We start from the raw sequence: 20,232 nt of genomic DNA on the forward strand, positions 1-20,232 counted from the left end.
AAAGACCCTCCACATACTCGCGTGGAGGGTCTTTTCGATACTGATCCTTATTTTTTCGCCGTGACTGTATTGAGCATAGTGGCGGATGATTGGATCTTAACACCCTGATAATAGTATTGAACAATCTCTTTGTAGTTTTTGCCTTCTTCAGCCATACCGTTTGCTCCATACTGACTCATTCCGACTCCATGGCCATAGCCTTTCGTAGATATAACAATTTGATTACCCTTACGTTCCCAGGTGAAATCCGTAGAGGATAAACCTAATTTTTCTCTAATTTGCTGCCCAGTCAGTTTTTTTCCTCCGATTTCAACGCTTGCTACCCGTTTTCCTGCTGTTCGACTCTTCACCGATCCGACTGTCTCTCCTGTTGGCAGCTTAACGCCTAGCTTGTTTTCAAAGTTAGCGAGAGGAATAACTGTTTTATGATGAAACTCTGGTGATTCTTTATCCCAAGGACTCGAGACACTTTTTAAATAGGGATACGGACTGCTCCAATAATCTTCTGAGTTCTCTGTGTAACCATTGCTTGTAGAAAAGAAGGTAGCCGTTATCGGTTTGCCATTATAGGTTAATACTTGGCTTTCAGTTTGTTTGACTGCGTTTTTTACTTTTTTGAGGTTTCTTGAATAATTCGTTCCCCAGTTTTTCTTTAGTTCAGCTTCGTCCTTGTATACTTGATGCAGAACAGTATCTGTTACGTCTGCTCCCTTAGGCACCCCTAATCGGTTCCCGCTGACCAGTTGATTCACAATGTATGTCCTTGCCGCTAAGGCTTGTGCCTTTAATGCCTCTAATTCAAATTTTATGGGCATCTCAGCTGAAACTACCCCTACCAAATAGGTTTCTAGTGGAATCTCTTGAATCTCTTCAATAGAAGATCGATAGACAGCCACATCAATCTCCGGTGCTGAATCGACTTTCTTGGCTTTCTTTTCACCGTTTTTCTGTTCATTTAAATTCTCCGCTAGTTTTCCGTCTGAAGTATCTGATGAAAAGGGAAGTACAAGTACGGCTGGGATGATGATAACTACAAACGCTACTACTAAAAATAGATTGACCATCGGTTTAAATGCTTTCAATATCCATATGCCTCCCTATACAACCTGTAGTGATTTACGTAGTTCTTGACCAAACAATTCGTTCTTCCCTCCTAATACAAATGGTTTCTGGCCAAGAGACGTTTTTCTATCCACTACAACTATATGGGGCAGGCCGTATAAATATGTCTGTAAACAGAAAAGACCAGCTCACATGAGTGAGCTGGTCTTTTGTAAACTAGTAAATTATCTTATGCGTTCATATCAGCAATTGTTTTTTCTGCAGGTGATTCAACGTTTACACGTTCAATTTCTGCACCAAGAGCAGCTAATTTACCATGGAAATTAACGTATCCACGGTCAAGATGCTTCAATTCAGTCACACGCGTGATTCCATCAGCTACTAAACCATTTAGAATTAACGCAGCTGCTGCACGAAGATCGGTAGCAGAAACTTCTGCTCCCTGAGTGTTAGATGGGCCGCTCAAAATAACAGAACGCCCTTCAATTTTCACTTCAGCGTTCATGCGGCGGAATTCTTCCACATGCATGAAACGATTTTCGAAAACAGTTTCAGTAATCATACTTGTTCCCTTAGCGCGTAATAACAGGGCCATCATTTGTGATTGCATATCAGTTGGGAAACCTGGATGCGGCATCGTTTTAATATCAACCGCTTTTAGGTTATCTTTCCCGATGATGCGCAGACCATCTTCTTCTTCATGAATTTCTACGCCCATTTCTTCCATTTTGGCAATTAACGAGCTTAGGTGTTCAGGGATAGCACCTTGAACAAGAACATTTCCCTTTGTTATTGCAGCTGCGACCATAAAGGTGCCGGCTTCAATACGGTCAGGAATAATCGCATGCTCTGTTCCAAATAACTGTTTAACCCCTTCAATTTTAATTGTTCCAGTTCCTGCGCCTGTTACTCTTGCACCCATTTTATTTAGGAAATTAGCAAGATCGACAATCTCAGGTTCCTTCGCAACGTTTTCAAGGACTGTTGTTCCTTCAGCAAGTGTTGCTGCCATCATAATGTTTTCAGTAGCTCCAACGCTTGGGAAGTCAAGATACACTCTTGCACCCTTCAAACGTCCGTCTACTTCTGCATCGATAAACCCATTTCCAACTTTAACGCGGGCTCCCATTGCTTCAAAGCCCTTCAAATGCTGATCAATAGGACGTGAACCGATTGCACACCCTCCAGGTAGTGCTACACGAGCGCGGCCATTTCTAGCCAATAAAGATCCCATTACTAGTACTGAGGCACGCATTTTACTTACATATTCAAACGGTGCTTCGTCTAATAAATCTTTAGATGCATCTACAGTAACTTGATTATTTTGAAAGGCAACCTCTGCATTAAGATTGCGCAGTACTTCATTTATTGTATATACATCGGAAAGCGTCGGCACGTCTTTAATGATACTTTTCCCGTCACTTGCTAATAATGTTGCAGCGATAACCGGCAAAACGGCGTTTTTTGCTCCCTCTACTTTAACTGTACCGCTAAGCCTTTTTCCGCCGCGGACGATGATATTTTCCAAAAGTATTCCCCTCCGCGTCCATTTTCTCTATATTAATATTCAAACGTTACGATTGGTGTGCCGACTACAAATGTAGTCTTTCCACTCAACCCTTCTGTTCTCAAGGCAAGTTGCAAATTCATGTGATGTTTTTTTTCCAGGTATTGTTCAAACAAGTTGGTTTGTCCTGAAACTGATATGAAATTTGGTTCCTTCATGCTTTCGATTGTTTTCCCCTTAAATACACCTAACAGCCTTGTCATCTCTGAGGTTAAAACCGTATCCATAGTATCACTGATTGTCCCTTGAATACAAGAAAAAATTAGCGGTTTTTCACGAAATATGTCATCTGTTCTTTTTTCGAATGTAGTTGTAAAAAAAGATTTGGCTTCATGATTCCAGTGACTGCCCTTAACCTCATATATGATATACGTAACCATTTGGTTATTTTCGCGGGTAGACATCAAATTAATGCTTTCTTTGTTGTTCGTTTCAGCATTCGTATATGTTCCAATCGCCTTCCAACCACGGGCGTTGTTCTCTTGCTTCCAGATAAATAAAGGGAATTCAGCTTTGAGCTTTTTCACTTCACTTTCAAAACTATGCTGGTCTTTAATACTTAACGTTCTCTCCCTAGCATAGACTGACCACGACTCAATAGTGAGATTTTCTTCTTTCTCAATCAATTCAGTCATTGTAACTATGTCCGTTTTATCCTTGGCCATAATCGTACTATTCCCAAACAACATTGCTATCAAACCAAGTATCACTATGTATGAAAACATTTTTTTTATATTACTAGACATGTTTATTGCCCCTCTCCTTATCTCTAGTTTTTCCATAGAGTGGGAGGGCATACTTAGTACTTATCGTCAGTTACTGACAAAATTTGATACTCATGAACGTTTTTTTCTAAAATTAGACATTTACGTTACTTTCTTCACAAGCAATGAGAAAAAATAAATACGTTCTTAGTTGCTATACAAAAACGGTAGCTGATTTGAAAAGCCTAGGTAATCCAGAAAGAAGTTGCTGACAGTTGATCCAATGGCAATGGTTAGCAGGATATAAAGAACTCTTGCCTTCAGCACTGAATTTGATCTTAACAATTTATCAAAATTCAAGGCTTGAAGTGCCCACCAGGTAATGGCAATGAAAAAAAGGTGTGCAGTAATTCCAATCAAGGCCTGTTGTCCCAGAACTGAAAACATTAAATCCCTCCTAAAAAGACACCCGATTATCATTCTATCACATTACTCATGTGAATTTGGAATAAAAAAGGAAAATTCTTCAGAATTATCTCTTTACCCACTCTTCCCACTATACACCACGAAGATCGAACATACAAAATACAGATTCTCCTATTTTTATTTCTTTCCTTTTCAGCTCTATATTCACAAAAAAACCTACAGCATCTTGTCTGTAGGTTTCGTCTTTATTATTGAAAATCAATGAAATCACCAAACTGCTGGTGTAAAAAATCGAAGGCTATATTCGGTGCAAGACCGAATATAATGGTCATTACAACACAGACAGCTAATAGAATGTTTATCCCTGCAGGTACTTTGGGTTTTGTTTGTATATTCGGCGTCCGGAGAAACAGCTGTACTAGAATGCCAAAGTAATAGATGTATGAAATGACTGTTGTTCCAGCCATAATTGCGGCGAGTACATAAAAACCTGGATCCATGGCAAAAGCTCCAAGGAAAATAGATACTTTGGCAATAAACCCTGCCGTACCAGGTATACCAGCCAGACTTAGAATAGAGATCCCCATTGCCACAGCCAGCCACGGGGAGCGCTGATATAAACCAGACAGCATGTCGGTCTCCTCTTGCTCTGTATTCCCCGAGACCACTTGAATAACTGCAAAAGCCCCTAGATTCATAAACAAATAAGCGAGTAAATAAAACCAAAACGTGTCAAATAAGAAATATTGGCTGCCTAATGTCGCAAATGCTACCAATAAATAGCCTGCGTGGGCAATACTCGAATAAGCAAAAAGTCGTTTTAGGTTTCGCTGTCTTAGGGCAACAACATTTCCAATAATCATCGTGATGCCTGCCAAAAAGGCAATATAAATGGAATTACTCTCAAAAAAGCTGAACGCACCGACCGCATCCCCCCATACATCTCTATACAAAGTGAGCAAGATTCGGAGAATAATAGCGAACCCAGCCGTTTTAGACACTACACTTAAAAATGCGGTGACAGGTATCGGTGCACCCTGATAGACATCTGGTGCCCACATATGAAAGGGTGCAGAAGCAATTTTGAAAGACAGACCAACAAGGACCATGAAAAAGGCGAGCCCGAATAAGTAAAGAAATTGGGTATCTACGGTTTCCTTCATAATCATACTCATCGCCGTAAGATTTGTAGATCCAGTCAACCCGTAAAGATAGCTCATCCCAAACAACGTAATCGCTGTTGAAATACCTCCGCTGATTACATACTTCATTGCCGCTTCATTAGAAGCCGTATGATGTTTTCGTATTCCTGCTAATATATAAGAGGAAATTGACAAAAGTTCCAAACCGATGAACAGTGTAATCAAGTCTCCACTCGACGTCATAATCATGGCACCAAGTAAGGCGGTAAGAAACAAATAATAAAATTCTCCGCGTTGTTCCTTCATCCCCTCTTTAGGTTCATAACTCTCAGCTAGCAGCATCACAAACGCTGCACCTACAAGTAAAAGTAGTTTAAAGGCTTTTGCAAAAGAATCCAGTCTAAATGAATCATCGAGAATACTGACGACTTCTACCGGCAATATCACTAGCAAGGACAGTAAGGATAGGAGAATTCCAATTAGCCCAATCCAAGCAAGCATTCTTCGCCTGATATATGGCGGCCAAAATAAATCTAAAAGCGTTAGTAACACAGCTGTACCAAGAATGATAAACTCGGGTATCATTGCTTCCCAGTGATAATTCAGCATAGTTTGAAGATCCATTTTCCCATCACCTCCCTATCCCGATCATGATTGCATCGAGTGTACGCTGCAGCGGCTCTCCGAGAAGAGATGGATATACCCCAATACTAATAATCAGAAGCAGGAGGATACCTGCTGGGATTTGCTGCAGCGCATTAAGATCTGTAAGATGTTCATGTTTTTCATTTTCTTTGCCAAAGGTTATGCCCATCACGGCTCGGAGCATGTAAACAGCTGTCATAACGATACCAACTGCCCCAATTGCTGCAAGCCATGGTTCGGATTTAAATAATCCTAAGAAAGCCAAAAACTCACTGACAAACCCGGACATTCCCGGCAAACCAAGGGAAGCAAATGAGCCTGCAAGAAGCCAGCCCGATAATCGAGGCATGTTTTTAGCTAAGCCTCCGAGATCTGGAATGAATGATGTGTCAGTCTTTTCCTGGATTATTCCCACCAAGTAAAATAATAGGGCAGCAATTAATCCGTGAGATACTACCTGAAAGACAGCTCCCTGGATCCCAGCTGCTTGTAATGAGCCAAGCCCAATTAACACGACTCCCATATGCGAAATGGAAGAGTACGCTAATACCCGTTTGAAGTCTGTCTGAATGAACGCCATAAACGCTCCATATAGAAAGTTGATTACACCAAGCACCGCTAAGTAAAAAGCAACAGATTTGAATTGCTCTGGGAAGATTCCCATTCCGAAGCGGATCATTCCGTAAGCCCCTATTTTTAACAGCACACCAGCATGAAGCATCACGATTGGGGTTGGGGCTTCAACATGTACCATAACCATCCAGCGGTGCATTGGAAAGATTGGCAGTTTAATAGCAAAAGCTGCCACTAATCCGACTAAGAGGGCATATTTCATGGATGCGGAGATAGGAGCAATAGTCGGCACCCCGCCAATGGTAATAATATGTGTCAGCGCTTGAATATTCGTGGTTCCCGCACGTGCGAATAGAATCATAATCACTAGTAGGAGAATAGCTGAACCAATGCCGTTATAGATTAAAAAGCTATACGCCGCTTTTTCTTTTTCTGCAAACCCCCATTTACCGACTAAAAAGAAGGCCGAGACCAAGGTGAGTTCAAAAAAGAGGAAAAAGAGCACCAAGTTTTGAGCCGTAAATACTCCAAGCATTCCTATTTCTAGAAACAGAAGAAGGATAAAATACCCCTTCCATTCTTTCTTAATGCTGCGTGAGGCGAACGCAGCAAGTGATGAAAGCAAAGCTGTCATCAACACTAACACAAGCGAAAAGCCGTCAATGGACAGTTCATAATCAACTGTAAATAATTTCGCATCATACTGTGAAAGATTTGCAAATCGTATCCAATTATTCTTTATCGTAAAATCAGCTAGAGAAGCTCCGCTTGCATAGTATTGATAAAGAATCAAGGATACCAACAGAGGTGGCACTGTGCCAATAAAGCCAAACATCTTCAGGTTACTTTCATGTTGTTTGGATGTGAGTAGAAGCAGCAGGATGCCTAAAATAGGTGAAAAAACAAGAACTGAGAGCAGGAATGTCATCTAATAAACCCTCCTGTCAGTGCATAAATAATGACTAAGACAGCTAAACCTGCAAAAGCCGCCACACTATATACTTGTACTTGACCTGATTGAAGTCTAGCCCCAGTTGAACCGAGACTACGGATGGTTCCCGTTACTGCCCACTCGAATCCGCTTATAACAAAGCGTTCGATGTATGAACAGAAAAGGGCCAGTCCCTTCACGGTTTTTCCAACTGTAAAGTAATACGTCTCGTCGATAAAGTACTTATTGATAAGAGTGGTATTGATAAACGATCCTTCTTTAATAAGAAAGTTTCGAGAGATGGTCTGCTTCACATAGATTAAATAGGCTAGCAGGATGCCCGAAAGAGAAAAGACTGCTGCAGCCGCCATAATCCATGCAGGTCCTTCTGAATGAGCAGGGACAAGGAGAAATTCGTTACCCTTAACCAGAAAATCCCCTAAATAACTTCCAAACCAAGGAGTCTGGATATATCCTGAGCAGACAGCCAAAATGCCTAGAATGCCCATCGGCAGCACCATGGAAAACGGTGATTCCTTAACTACAACTTCCGTCTTAGGCTTGCCCGTAAAGATAAGGAAAAAGAGCCTGAAGACATAAAATGAAGTTAAAAAGGCTGTAATCATCGCAATCCAGAATAAAAGATAATTTCCATTGACCCAAGCCGATACGAGAATTTCATCTTTACTAAAAAACCCTGATAAAAGCGGCACACCTGAAATCGACAGAGCACCAATTAGAAATAAGGGACTTGTCAGCCGCATTTTTTTCCATAACCCGCCCATTTTATAAATATCCTGTGTATGTATAGCATGAATAATACTGCCCGCTGCCAAGAACAGCAAAGCTTTAAAGAAAGCGTGTGTGAGTAAATGAAAGATTCCAGCCGTATACCCTGCAGTCCCTAAAGCAAGCATCATATATCCAAGTTGACTGATTGTTGAATACGCGAGAATCCGTTTAATATCTTTTTGAACGATGGCAATAGATGCAGCAAAAATGGCTGTGAATCCGCCTATCACCGCTACTGTCTCCATAGCCGCCGAACTCGCTGAAAAGATTGGAAACGTTACTGCAACTAAATATACACCTGCCGCAACCATTGTCGCCGCGTGAATTAACGCAGAGACTGGCGTTGGACCTTCCATTGCATCAGGGAGCCATGAATGAAGGGGAAATTGACCTGATTTCCCGACAGCTCCTGCAAAAAGTAACAGCGCAATAAGTGTCAACATTCCTCCTGATATTTCTCCAGCTCCAATGCTGCTAAAGATTTTTTGAAAATCAAAACTGCCCGTTTTCCAAAATAAAAGGATAATCGCAATGAATAAACCGAGATCTCCGATTCTAGTCATAATAAAGGCCTTTTTAGCTGCTTCTTTGGCTTCCTTTTTATAAAAATAAAAGCCTATCAATAAAAACGACCCTAGACCCACAAGCTCCCAGAAGAAATAGAGCTGCAATAAATTTGGTGAAAGGACAAGTCCAAGCATGGCAAAGGTAAAGAACCCAAGGTACGTATAAAAAACGGAAAAACGCTTTTCCCCTTCCATATACCCCTTTGAATAGATTTGTACGAGACAGCTGACCAGCGAAACCATAACCAGCATCAACGTATTCAGTGCTGTCACTTCAAAGCCTGCCGTTATGTTCACATCACCCGTAACAAGCCAGACTACTTCCTGTTTATAAGTGGGTGCATCTAATCGCTCAACTAAAACAATCACTGAACAGATAAAGGATACGAGTACCGCCACAATCCCGATATAGGCCGCTGACTCTCTCAGCTGTTTGCCGAATAAAAGCAGAATTACACTAGAAAACAGTGGAATTAACGGTATAAGCCATGCATTCTCCATCATCGGTATGTATGCCCCCTTTCATAGACCTGTTAACCATAACTAATGCTTCAACGTATCCATTTCGTCAATATTCACGGTTTTCTTTCTGCGATATAAAGCCATCAAAATGGCCAATCCTACTGCCGCTTCTGCAGCTGCTATGGTAATCGAAAATAAAGAAAAAACCTGTCCAGTTATCGACGGTGTAACGCCCAGCCGACTAAAGGCAACAAAATTGATATTTGCTGCATTAAGCATGAGTTCAATTGAAATTAATACAATGACCGTATTACGTTTTGTTAACGCACCATATAGACCGATACAAAATAGAACAAGTGCAAGAACTAGGTAGGCAGATAGAGGTACCTCCGTCATTGGCTTCCCCCCTCTTCTTCATCATCCGGTTTCTTTGCCAATGTTATTGCTCCAACAAGTGCCACGAGCAACACCACTGAGGCAAGTTCAAATGGAATGACTTGTTTTGAAAAAAGTTCCACTCCAATTTGCTCAGTATTATTTTCATGTAAGGTACTTTCCTGACTCGCTATATCGAGGTTGTAGATTCCTATATACACAGCATAAGCAAAGCCTGCTATGGCAAGCAGCAGCACCCCATGTTTCAAACGGGTCTTTTTCGTACTTGTTTCTGATTCATTATGCTTAGTTAACATGATCCCGAACAGCATGATAATCGTAATTGCTCCTGAATAAATTAAAACCTGCACAACAGCGACAAATTCAGCTGAAAGCAGAATAAAGATTCCGGCAATGCTAAGAAATGATAAGACTAATGCAACCACCATATGAACGACTTTAGTCAGGTTTAACAATAAAACACCACCAAGTATGGCAGCTAGCGCAAGAATGATAAATGCGAGAATCTCGCCAGAAAAAGTCATACCTTATTCACCTTCCGAATATTTTCATCATTTTCATCGAGCCACTCCAAGTTTTTAAATAATTCATCCCGACTATACTCTGCCAGTTCAAAATTATTGGTCATAACAATGGCTTCGGTCGGACACACTTCCGTACAAAGATCACACAAGATACAGATTTCAAAATTAATATCGTACGTATCAATAACTTTTTTACCCTTCTTAGAAGGGTCGGGATGCTTAATTCCTGTCAATTGAATGCAATCTGTTGGACATATGGTCACGCATTGATTGCAAACAATACATTTTTCTGGATAGAACTTCTGGATGCCTCGAAAACGATCAGGAAGCGGCAGCGGTTCATTCGGGTAAGCATAGGTCACTTTTTTTCGCGTTAAATTTTTCAGCGTATAAGCCAATCCTTTTGCTAAACCAATCATATGCTAATCCCTCGCTTTTCTTTTTGGCGATTTTTTATATATCCAGTTTCTCTTCTCAGAATATATTGGGAAACAACTCTTTTAATATAGCAGTTACCATAATATTCGCAAGTGCTATAGGCAGAAGCACCTTCCAACCAAACTCCATCAGCTGATCTGATCGTAACCGCGGCAGGGTAATTCTTATCCAGATTAATAGAAAAACAACCACGCTGAACTTAAGGGCGAACCAAACAGCTGCTGGAATAAAGCCCAGGAACGGAAGAGAATTCCAGCCTCCTAAAAATAATACAGTGGTCAGGGAGGCCATAGCAAACATATAGACATATTCACTTAACATAAACATCGCCCAGCGGAAACCTGAGTACTCAACAAAATAGCCTGCTACCAGTTCAGACTCCGCTTCTGGCAAATCAAACGGTACACGATTCAATTCAGCTACCGACGCAATGATGAAAATTAAAAAGGCGACTGGCTGCAGAACAATGAACCAAACATTTTCTTGAGCCGCAACAATCTCATTGAGGTTGAGGCTTCCCGTTAGTAACACCACACCAACGAGGGACATCACAAGTGGAATTTCATATGAAATCATCTGGGCCGCGGCACGCATTCCGCCGATTAGGGCATATTTATTATTAGAAGCCCAGCCAGCAGTTACGATCCCTACAGTCGTAATCCCCGAAATCGCAACATAATACAACAGACCCACACCAATATCTGCAAACTGCAGCTTATCCGTTAACGGTAAGACCGCTAACACCATAAATGACGGAGCAAAAGCCAGAATAGGCGCAATAACAAAAAGCGGACGGTCAGCAAGCTTTGGAATCGTATCTTCCTTCAGCAAGAGCTTTAACACATCTGCTACTGTCTGAAGCAACCCCCATCTCCCGCCAAGCTGATTGGGTCCAATACGCATCTGCATCAGCCCCATCACTTTTCTTTCTGAAAGAATGGCATACGTGACAAAGCCCAGAACAACAAATAAAAACAAGACCGCAAGTAAAAGAAAAATCGTTGCATTGAGGAGGCTCGGTTCTGATTGCAGCAAGTCTTGAATCACTATCCATCCACCTCTCCCAAGACGATATCAATCGCCCCTAATATAGTCACAAGATTGGCCATATTCTCTCCTTGTAAAAGTTTCGGGAGGATTTGCAGATTATAAAAGGATGGCCTTCTAAATTTTAAACGGTAGGGTTCTTTTTTTCCTTCACTCGCGATATAACAGCCAATTTCCCCACGAGGAGACTCAATTCTCACAAAGCCTTCCCCTTTTGGCACCTTAACAATTTTCGGCACTTTGGCCATAATCGGACCATCGCTTGGAAATTGTTCCACACATTGTTCGATTATTTTTAAGGATTCTTCTATTTCTTCAATCCGGCAATGATACCTTGCCCAAGCATCACCGCTTTCACGGACAGGGACATCAAAATCAAACCGGTCATAAATTGAATAGGGTTCGTCTTTACGTAAATCCCATTTCACACCTGTACACCTTAAGTTAGCTCCGCTTAATGAATAATTAAGGGCGTCTTCCTTTGTATAGGCGCCGATTCCTTTTACCCGATTCATAAATATTTCATTTCCGGTGACGAGCTGATGATATCCCTTGAGTTGTTCCCGCATATATGGAACAAAATCACGGACTTTTTCAATCCACCCCTCAGGCGCATCCCACTTTACACCGCCTACTCTCATATAATTAAAAGTCAGCCGTGCGCCGGATAGTTCATTCAACAGATTAATAATCATTTCCCGCTCACGGAAAGCATACAAAAATGGACTGGTTGCACCCAGGTCCAGCAAGAAGGTTCCCCACCAGACTAAGTGACTGGATACACGCCCGAGTTCCATAGAAAGGACACGTAAATATTCAGCACGATCAGGTATCTTAAGATCCATCATCGTTTCCACCGCATGACAAAGAACATAATTATTCGTCATGGCGGCCAGATAATCCATCCTATCGGTATAAGGAATAATTTGAGTATACTGTAAATTTTCCGCGAGTTTCTCCGTTCCTCTATGAAGATACCCTATCACCGGTGTTGCTTCCTTAATAATTTCTCCATCTATTTTAATAACAAGCCGAAATACCCCATGTGTACTTGGGTGCTGAGGACCGACATTTAATAGCATTTCTTCTATCCGTATCATAGGTTATACCTCCACGTCATACGGTTCATAATCTTTACGGAGCGGGTGGCCTATCCAATGTTCACCAAGCATGATACGCTTCAAATCCGGATGACCCTCGAATATAATTCCCAGCAAGTCATAGGTTTCACACTCCGGCCAATTTGCCCCCTGCCAGAGATGCACGATTGACGGAATCATGGGTTCCGTACGGCTCAACTTCACCTTTAAAGCAACCGGATGGTGATGCTTATGAGAGTACAAATGAACATACACCTCCATATGCGTTTCAAAATCGGTCCCATGCAGCTCCGACAAATAATCAAACCGTAAATTTTCATTGAATTTCAGATATTGAGCAATTTTTAGGTATGTACTAGGCTTTGCAACTAAGGTAGGAACGTCCTTTGATAATTTGTTAATATAGGAATCTTCTAGAGCATCCCTGCCGATATTTTGTGAGATGATTGCAATATATTTATCTAATAGAGGCTGATTAATCGATGGTGAAGCTTCTGGGGTGGGCTCGATACCCGTACTGACTTCTTTTGCTTTGACTCGGGCTGCGGCTGCCGCCTTAGCTTTTGCAGCAGCAACGGCTTTTTTCTTTGCTGCATCCTCGGTATCTTCCATGTCAGAAGAACTTTCTTTCGCTTTCTTTCGGGCTAACGCTGCGGCCTTGGCCTTTTCTACGGCTTCTGCTTTTCTTTCTTCTAAACTCAGCTCTTCACTCGCTTCAGCACCCGCCTTCTCTTCTTCTTTTGTCTTCTTTCGGGCCAGTGCTGCGGCCTTGGCTTTTGCTGCGGCTGCCGCTTTTCGTTCTTCTAAACTCAGCTCTTCACTCGCTTCAGCACCCGCTTTCTCCTCTTCTTTTGCCTTCTTTCGGGCTAACGCTGCGGCCTTCGCTTTTGCTGCGGCTGCCGCTTTTCGTTCTTCTAAACTCAGCTCTTCACTCGCTTCAGCACCCGCCTTCTCCTCTTCTTTTGCCTTCTTTCGGGCCAGTGCTGCGGCCTTAGCTTTTGCTGCGGCTGCCGCTTTTTGTTCTTCTAAACTCAGCTCTTCACTCGCTTCAGCACCCGCCGTCTCTTCTTCTTTTGCCTTCATTCGGGCCAGTGCTGCCGCCTTGGCTTTTGCTGCGGCTGCCGCTTTTTGTTCTTCTAAACTCAGCTCTTCACTCGCTTCAGCACCCGCCTTCTCTTCTTCTTTTGGCTTCATTCGGGCCAGTGCTGCCGCCTTGGCTTTTGCTGCGGCCTCTTTTTTTGCTTGTGCAAGATCTTTGTCATTCGTCATATTAAATCACCCTCTTTCCTGTCTTTGCCTCATAGCGGATTTTTTCTTTGAGCTTATGTATCCCGTAAATAAGCGCAGCGGGATTTGGCGGACACCCCGGTATATAGACATCCACAGGGACAATCTGATCGACACCTTTGACGACTGAATAGGAGTGGATGTATGGGCCGCCTGCTGTCGCACAAGAACCCATCGCAATAACCCATTTAGGTTCAGGCATTTGATCATATAAGCGCTTTAATATTGGAGCCATTTTTTTCGTCACAGTTCCGGAAACGATCATAACATCTGATTGCCTTGGTGAGGCTCGAAAGATGGAACCAAACCGGTCCAAATCGTAATGAGAGGCACCTACCCCCATCATTTCAATTGCACAACAGGCCAAGCCAAAGGTCATTGGCCATAAAGAATTGCTCCTTGCCCAGCCCTTTACCTGTTCGAGTGTTGCTAAGAATACACTTCTTTGCAGCTCTGCCATTTCTTCTGGTGGTATTTTCTCAAGATTCATGTCCATTTCAACACCTTCTTTTTCCAAGCATAAGCTAGACCAATGCCCAGCATGATAACAAAAATCATCATCTCGATTAACGAAAATATTCCAAGTTTTTCATAGGCCACTGCCCAAGGATACAAAAATACAGTCTCAACATCAAAGATGACGAAAAGTAAACCAAATAAGTAATACCTCACATTAAATTGTACTCTTGAATCATGTATTGGCTCAATTCCGCTTTCATAGGTTGAGGCCTTTATGACATTTGGCTTATCTGGGCGTAATAGCTTTCCCATAAATAGTGCGACGACCGGAAGCATGAGACCGATTACAAGAAATACAAATACAAATAGATAACTATTCTGGTAACTGTATAGTCCTTCCATAACAGTCCTCCTCAGCAAACATATATCTTTACATATTCTGGATTAAACGTTGATTTCCTGCTTTAAAAAACAGACTGATTCTTTTGTATGAATCAAAGACGGTCGTCCATATCATATGTATGCTGTTATACATAGAATCAGACTACTTGATAAGGTGTAAGCGATTACATTATAACTTACAATAACTTTTATTAAAGATAAAAAAACACTCCTCTGTTAAGAGGAGTGTTTTCTTATTTATGTTCTGCAGTATTGATACGATTGATCGCACGTCTTAAAGCAAGTTGTGCTCTTTTCGTGTCAGTACTATTTTGTTGGTCCTCTAGCCATTTTTCCGCACGAGCTTTGGCGGTTTGAGCGCGGCCAAGGTCGATACTTTCAGCTTTTTCTGCAGATAACGCAAGAATAGTTACCACATCAGGACGGACTTCAAGGAAGCCTCCACTTACAGCAATATAATCTGTATGGCCTGAATGTTTCAGGCGGACAGCTGCGATATCAAGAGGAGCGACCATGGGAACATGGCCAGCCATAATTCCCAGTTCACCGCTTTTTGCCTTTGTGCTTACCATTTCAACATCTGCATCATATACTGGGCCATCGGGAGTAACAACACTGACTTTTATCGTCTTCATTTCATACCCTCCTTGGTCCCATTATTACGCCATTTGTTTGGCTTTTTCGATAACATCTTCAATTCTTCCTACTAAACGGAAAGCATCTTCTGGAAGTTCATCGTATTTACCGTCAAGAATTTCACGGAAACCTTTAACAGTTTCTTTAACAGGTACATACGATCCCTTTTGACCAGTGAATTGCTCAGCCACGTGGAAGTTTTGAGATAGGAAGTTCTGGATTTTACGAGCACGAGAAACGATAAGCTTCTCATCTTCGTTTAATTCATCCATACCAAGGATAGCTATAATATCTTGAAGTTCTTTATACTTTTGAAGTGTGGATTGAACTTGACGTGCAACTTCATAATGCTCAGGGCCAACAATTTCAGGGCTTAGTGCACGTGAAGAAGATGCCAATGGATCAACCGCTGGGTAGATACCCATTTCAGAAAGTTTACGTTCAAGGTTAGTTGTTGCATCCAAGTGGGCAAATGTTGTAGCTGGAGCCGGATCTGTGTAATCATCCGCAGGTACATAAATTGCTTGAATAGATGTAACTGAACCTTGAGTTGTTGATGTGATACGCTCTTGCAGCTGACCCATTTCTGTAGCAAGTGTTGGTTGGTAACCAACAGCTGAAGGCATACGGCCTAGAAGGGCAGAAACCTCAGAACCTGCTTGTGTGAAACGGAAAATGTTATCGATGAAGAAAAGAACGTCTTGTCCTTGTTCATCACGGAAATACTCAGCCATTGTCAAACCACTAAGAGCTACACGCATACGTGCACCAGGCGGCTCGTTCATTTGACCGAATACCATTGCTGTTTTCTTAATAACACCTGAATCAGTCATTTCATAGAAAAGGTCATTTCCTTCACGCGTACGTTCTCCAACGCCTGCGAATACAGAAATACCACCATGTCCTTGAGCGATGTTATTAATAAGTTCCTGGATTAAAACAGTTTTACCAACACCCGCACCACCGAAAAGACCGATTTTACCGCCTTTGATGTATGGTGCAAGCAGGTCAACTACTTTAATACCTGTTTCAAGAATTTGCACTTCTGTCGTTAATTGATCGAAAGTAGGTGCTTGTCTGTGAATCGGGTCTCTACGAACTGTTGCAGGAAGCGGCTCAGCAAGGTCAATGTTTTCGCCTAATACGTTGAAAACACGTCCTAGTGTTACTTCACCTACTGGTACAGAAATTGGTGCTCCTGTATCAAGTGTCTCTGCACCACGAGTTAAACCGTCTGTTGAAGACATAGCTACTGTACGAACAGTATTATCACCTAGCTGAAGGGCAACTTCTAATGTTAATGGAGTGCCAGACGCTGTTTTTTCAATTTTTAGCGCATTATAGATCTTAGGAAGCTGTCCGTCTTCAAATTTCACGTCAACTACTGGACCCATAACTTGGGTAACGCGTCCTATATTCATCGTTTTCCCTCCTTGCATACTTATGATGACTTTTTTAAAGATCGGAACGGAAAGCAAGTCATCAACACTTTTCCGTTCTCATTATTTACTATTCTAGTGCCGCAGCTCCGCCGACAATCTCAGTAATTTCCTGAGTGATGGCTGCTTGCCTTGCACGGTTATATTGAAGAGATAGTGAATCAATTAATTCAGCAGCGTTATCTGTGGCATTCTTCATGGCAGTCATACGAGCGGAGTGCTCACTGGCTTTACCATCTAATAATGCACCAAAGATTAAGCTTTCTGCATATTGAGGAAGTAATACTTCCAAGATTTCTTCCGCATTCGGTTCAAACTCATACGAAGTCAATTTACCAGATGCAGCTTTGACGTCTGCCAAAGGAAGAATTTTCTTTTCAGTTACTTCTTGCAATATCGCACTGACATAATGGTTATAGTACATATACAGTTCATCACAAAGTCCATTTTGGAACATGTCCACTGCAGACTTAGTAAGATTACTGATATCAGCGAAATTAGGTTGATCCGGTACGCCAACTACATCAAGCTCAACATTCATTTTACGGTTGATGAAGAAGTCGCGGCCGACTCTTCCGATTGCGATAATGATATACTCGTCAGCAGATTTGTGACGTGCTTGGATCGTTTTTAAAACGTGACGTAACACGCTGCTGTTATACGCACCAGCCAAACCGCGATCCGATGTAATAACAAGGTAACCGGTTTTCTTTACTGGGCGTGATACTAGCATTGGATGAGCTGCATCCGCACTGCCGCCGGCAATACTTGCAACAACTTCTTGAATCTTATTCATATAAGGACCATACGCTTTTGCATTTGCTTCAGCGCGGTTCATTTTAGAAGCAGATACCATTTGCATAGCTTTGGTAATCTGGCTAGTTTTTTTCGTTGATGTAATACGAGATTTTATATCGCGTAAAGAGGCCATTGATTCTCACCACCCTTAAAATTATTTAGACCAAATTATTCAGAGATAACGAAGTTCTTTTTGAATTCGTTAATCGCAGCAACGATCGCATCATCTTCAGGAAGATTGCTAGTCGTACGAATATGATCTAATAATCCCGGATGTGAACGATCTAAGAATACAAAGTACTCTTCTTCAAAGCGAAGAATATCTTGTACCGGAATATCATCTAAGAATCCTTTTGTTAATGCATAAAGAATCATAACTTGTTTTTCAACTTTAATCGGTTTGTTTAGGTCTTGTTTAAGAACCTCAACAGTCCGTGCTCCACGGTTAAGTTTTGCTTGAGTTGCTTTATCAAGATCTGAACCGAATTGTGAGAATGCTTCAAGCTCACGGTATGCAGCAAGGTCAAGACGTAGTGTACCGGCAACTTTTTTCATTGCTTTAATCTGTGCTGATCCACCTACACGTGATACGGAAAGACCGGCGTTAATCGCTGGACGTACACCTGAGAAGAATAAGTCAGATTGAAGGAAAATCTGGCCGTCAGTAATAGAAATTACGTTTGTTGGAATATAAGCAGAGATATCTCCAGCTTGTGTTTCAACGAACGGAAGTGCTGTAATTGAGCCTGCACCCAATGTATCATTCAATTTAGCTGCACGTTCCAGTAAACGGGAGTGAAGATAGAATACATCCCCTGGGAACGCTTCACGACCTGGTGGACGGCGAAGCAGCAAGGACAATTCACGGTATGCCGATGCTTGTTTTGAAAGATCATCATACACGATCAACACATGTTTGCCTTCGAACATGAAGTGTTCAGCCATACTTACACCAGCATAAGGAGCTAGGTATAATAATGGTGCTGGTTGTGATGCAGATGCAGAAACAACGATTGTGTAATCTAGTGCACCATTTTTACGAAGAGTTTCAACAGTTCCACGAACAGTTGATTCTTTTTGTCCAATAGCTACATAGATACAGATCATGTTTTGGTCTGCTTGGTTAAGGATTGTATCGATCGCAACAGATGTTTTACCTGTTTGACGGTCACCGATAATTAACTCACGCTGCCCACGGCCGATTGGCACAAGAGCATCGATCGCTTTAATACCCGTTTGCAATGGTTCATGAACTGATTTACGGTCCATTACGCCTGTTGCTGGGCTTTCAATTGGACGTGTTTGAGTCGTTGCGATTGGGCCTAAGCCATCCAACGGTTGTCCAAGCGGGTTAACAACGCGGCCGATTAGCTCGTCCCCTACTGGTACTCTCATAATTTGTCCTGTACGGCGTACTTCACTGCCTTCTTGAATATCACGGAATGGTCCAAGGATAACAACACCTACGTTGTTCTCTTCAAGGTTTTGGGAAAGACCCATCGATCCATTTGCGAATTCAACAAGCTCACCAGACATAACATTATCTAAACCATGTACGCGTGCGATACCATCACCTACAGTGATAACTGTACCTACATCACTTACATTAATTTCCGACTGATAGTTTTCAATCTGCTTTTTAATCAGCGCACTGATTTCTTCAGCTTTGATGCTCATGAACTTCACCCCTGTCTTGTGAATATTAACTTAATAATTGTTTGCTAAGACGATCAAGTTTACCACTGACACTGCCATCAAAGATGCGGTTGCCAATTTGTAACTTGATGCCGCCGATAATGCTGCTATCAGCAATATTGTTTATTTTTAGCGTTCTTTTTCCAACCTTCGCTGCAAATGCTGCAGAAACAGCTTCGCGCTCCGTGTCAGTAAGTGGACGTACTGTGTAAACAGTAGCCTCTGCAATCGAGTTTTCCTCATTAGCCAGTTGAATAAACTCTTCTGCCATCAACTTAATCTCTCCAGTACGATGACCTTCAAGCATGATGAATAGTGTGTTTATAATTGGTTCGGAAAGCTTAGAAAAAGAGTTCGCAATGACTTCTTTTTTTGCACTTTTCGACAGTTTTGGATGTTCTAGAAATGCTAGGAGATCCTTCTGTTCTGAAAAGATTTGTTTAACTGCTTGGAGCTCTTCTTCCATTTGAGTAAGAAGGTTTTGCTCTTTGGCAATCTTAAAAAGAGCTACGGCATATCGCTTGGCTACAGCTAAATCGCTCATCGCTCTTCTCCTGCCTCATGAATGTAATCATTAATCAGTTTTTCTTGATCTGTTGCTGAAAGTTCTTTTTCAATTACTTTAGAAGCAATTAATACAGAAAGTGAAGCCACTTGTTCGCGTAATGCTGTAACAGCTTTTTCTTTTTCCTGAATAATTTCGCGTTTTGCCGCTTCTTTAATACGATCAGCTTCCGTGCGTGCATTGATGACAATGTCTTCACGTTGAGCTTCACCTTGTTTTTTAGCATTTTCAATTAATTGAGCTGCTTCAACACGTGATTGCTTTAAAAGCTCACGTTGTTCTTCAAGGTGTTTTTTTGCATCTGTTCTTGCTTCTTCAGCTGCACTGATTTCATTCGCAACGTGTTCTTCACGTTGTACCATGATTCCCATTAATGGGCCCCATGCAAATTTCTTAAGCAACGCTAACAGTACAATAAACATAACTAATTGGAATAAAACATCGCCGCCAGTAAATAAGGCTTCTCCGAGTACAAAACCGCTTGTTAACACGCTTGGTTCACTCCCTTCACAAGTTTCACTTGATAAAACATCGAACTAACCTGCATGAAAACAGGATTGTGGGCATAAAGGAAAG

At 41.8% G+C, this 20,232-nt stretch carries 21 protein-coding genes; all 21 read right to left on the bottom strand.

The features are described from left to right. Positions 1-47 precede the first annotated feature (47 nt). The gene (spoIID, locus tag MHI18_RS10360; RefSeq protein WP_340847277.1) at positions 48-1,082 is read right to left on the bottom strand and encodes a stage II sporulation protein D; all 1,035 of its coding nucleotides are present in this window, start codon (positions 1,080-1,082) and stop codon (positions 48-50) included. 209 nt (positions 1,083-1,291) lie between these two features. After that, positions 1,292-2,590: a UDP-N-acetylglucosamine 1-carboxyvinyltransferase gene (gene murA / locus MHI18_RS10365; protein WP_340847278.1), complete on the bottom strand. Its 1,299-nt coding sequence runs from the start codon at positions 2,588-2,590 to the stop codon at positions 1,292-1,294. 32 nt (positions 2,591-2,622) lie between these two features. Beyond that, complete coding sequence (locus tag MHI18_RS10370) at positions 2,623-3,375, bottom strand: YwmB family TATA-box binding protein (RefSeq protein ID WP_340847279.1); 753 nt, start codon at positions 3,373-3,375, stop codon at positions 2,623-2,625. 165 nt (positions 3,376-3,540) lie between these two features. Then, on the bottom strand, positions 3,541-3,780 hold the full coding sequence (locus tag MHI18_RS10375) for a DUF1146 family protein (protein ID WP_040375215.1): 240 nt from the start codon (positions 3,778-3,780) through the stop codon (positions 3,541-3,543). 227 nt (positions 3,781-4,007) lie between these two features. After that, positions 4,008-5,525, bottom strand: coding sequence for an NADH-quinone oxidoreductase subunit NuoN (nuoN, locus tag MHI18_RS10380; protein ID WP_340847280.1), 1,518 nt, complete (start codon positions 5,523-5,525; stop codon positions 4,008-4,010). 7 nt (positions 5,526-5,532) lie between these two features. Next, on the bottom strand, positions 5,533-7,047 hold the full coding sequence (locus MHI18_RS10385) for a complex I subunit 4 family protein (RefSeq protein ID WP_340847281.1): 1,515 nt from the start codon (positions 7,045-7,047) through the stop codon (positions 5,533-5,535). Continuing rightward, positions 7,044-8,912, bottom strand: a complete 1,869-nt coding sequence (gene nuoL, locus MHI18_RS10390; protein ID WP_340847282.1) for an NADH-quinone oxidoreductase subunit L — start codon at positions 8,910-8,912, stop codon at positions 7,044-7,046. The genes MHI18_RS10385 and nuoL overlap by 4 nt, the downstream gene beginning before the upstream one ends. 39 nt (positions 8,913-8,951) lie before the next feature. After that, entirely contained in the window at positions 8,952-9,266 is a 315-nt protein-coding gene (nuoK, locus tag MHI18_RS10395; protein ID WP_040375219.1) for an NADH-quinone oxidoreductase subunit NuoK, read from the bottom strand. Then, positions 9,263-9,790, bottom strand: coding sequence for an NADH-quinone oxidoreductase subunit J (locus MHI18_RS10400; RefSeq protein WP_340847283.1), 528 nt, complete (start codon positions 9,788-9,790; stop codon positions 9,263-9,265). Before MHI18_RS10400 ends, nuoK begins: the two co-directional genes overlap by 4 nt. Beyond that, on the bottom strand, positions 9,787-10,209 hold the full coding sequence (nuoI, locus tag MHI18_RS10405) for an NADH-quinone oxidoreductase subunit NuoI (RefSeq protein ID WP_340847284.1): 423 nt from the start codon (positions 10,207-10,209) through the stop codon (positions 9,787-9,789). The genes MHI18_RS10400 and nuoI overlap by 4 nt, the downstream gene beginning before the upstream one ends. Before the next feature lie 55 nt (positions 10,210-10,264). Further along, entirely contained in the window at positions 10,265-11,275 is a 1,011-nt protein-coding gene (nuoH, locus tag MHI18_RS10410; protein ID WP_340847285.1) for an NADH-quinone oxidoreductase subunit NuoH, read from the bottom strand. Next, the gene (locus MHI18_RS10415; protein WP_340847286.1) at positions 11,275-12,375 is read right to left on the bottom strand and encodes an NADH-quinone oxidoreductase subunit D; all 1,101 of its coding nucleotides are present in this window, start codon (positions 12,373-12,375) and stop codon (positions 11,275-11,277) included. Before MHI18_RS10415 ends, nuoH begins: the two co-directional genes overlap by 1 nt. 3 nt (positions 12,376-12,378) lie before the next feature. Continuing rightward, positions 12,379-13,644 (bottom strand): NADH-quinone oxidoreductase subunit C, encoded by a 1,266-nt coding sequence (locus MHI18_RS10420; RefSeq protein ID WP_340847287.1) that lies wholly within the window; start codon positions 13,642-13,644, stop codon positions 12,379-12,381. Between the two features lies 1 nt (position 13,645). Next, positions 13,646-14,158 carry a NuoB/complex I 20 kDa subunit family protein gene (locus MHI18_RS10425; RefSeq protein WP_340847288.1) on the bottom strand — a complete coding sequence of 171 codons (513 nt, stop codon included), beginning with the start codon at positions 14,156-14,158 and terminating at the stop codon, positions 13,646-13,648. Further along, positions 14,149-14,523: an NADH-quinone oxidoreductase subunit A gene (locus MHI18_RS10430; RefSeq protein WP_340847289.1), complete on the bottom strand. Its 375-nt coding sequence runs from the start codon at positions 14,521-14,523 to the stop codon at positions 14,149-14,151. Before MHI18_RS10430 ends, MHI18_RS10425 begins: the two co-directional genes overlap by 10 nt. A 233-nt stretch (positions 14,524-14,756) precedes the next feature. Beyond that, positions 14,757-15,158, bottom strand: coding sequence for a F0F1 ATP synthase subunit epsilon (locus MHI18_RS10435; RefSeq protein WP_040372842.1), 402 nt, complete (start codon positions 15,156-15,158; stop codon positions 14,757-14,759). Positions 15,159-15,182: 24 nt separating this feature from the next. Continuing rightward, positions 15,183-16,580 carry a F0F1 ATP synthase subunit beta gene (gene atpD, locus MHI18_RS10440; protein ID WP_340847290.1) on the bottom strand — a complete coding sequence of 466 codons (1,398 nt, stop codon included), beginning with the start codon at positions 16,578-16,580 and terminating at the stop codon, positions 15,183-15,185. 88 nt (positions 16,581-16,668) lie between these two features. Further along, entirely contained in the window at positions 16,669-17,529 is an 861-nt protein-coding gene (gene atpG / locus MHI18_RS10445) for an ATP synthase F1 subunit gamma (RefSeq protein WP_340847291.1), read from the bottom strand. 35 nt (positions 17,530-17,564) lie between these two features. Continuing rightward, a complete protein-coding gene (gene atpA, locus MHI18_RS10450; protein ID WP_340847292.1) occupies positions 17,565-19,073 on the bottom strand; it encodes a F0F1 ATP synthase subunit alpha in 1,509 nt (502 codons plus the stop codon). Between the two features lie 25 nt (positions 19,074-19,098). Beyond that, positions 19,099-19,635 (bottom strand): F0F1 ATP synthase subunit delta, encoded by a 537-nt coding sequence (locus tag MHI18_RS10455; protein ID WP_340847293.1) that lies wholly within the window; start codon positions 19,633-19,635, stop codon positions 19,099-19,101. Next, entirely contained in the window at positions 19,632-20,147 is a 516-nt protein-coding gene (gene atpF, locus MHI18_RS10460; RefSeq protein WP_340847294.1) for a F0F1 ATP synthase subunit B, read from the bottom strand. Before atpF ends, MHI18_RS10455 begins: the two co-directional genes overlap by 4 nt. Positions 20,148-20,232: the final 85 nt, after the last annotated feature.

The organism is Peribacillus sp. FSL H8-0477 (assembly GCF_038002765.1).
GTDB lineage: Bacteria > Bacillota > Bacilli > Bacillales > DSM-1321 > Peribacillus.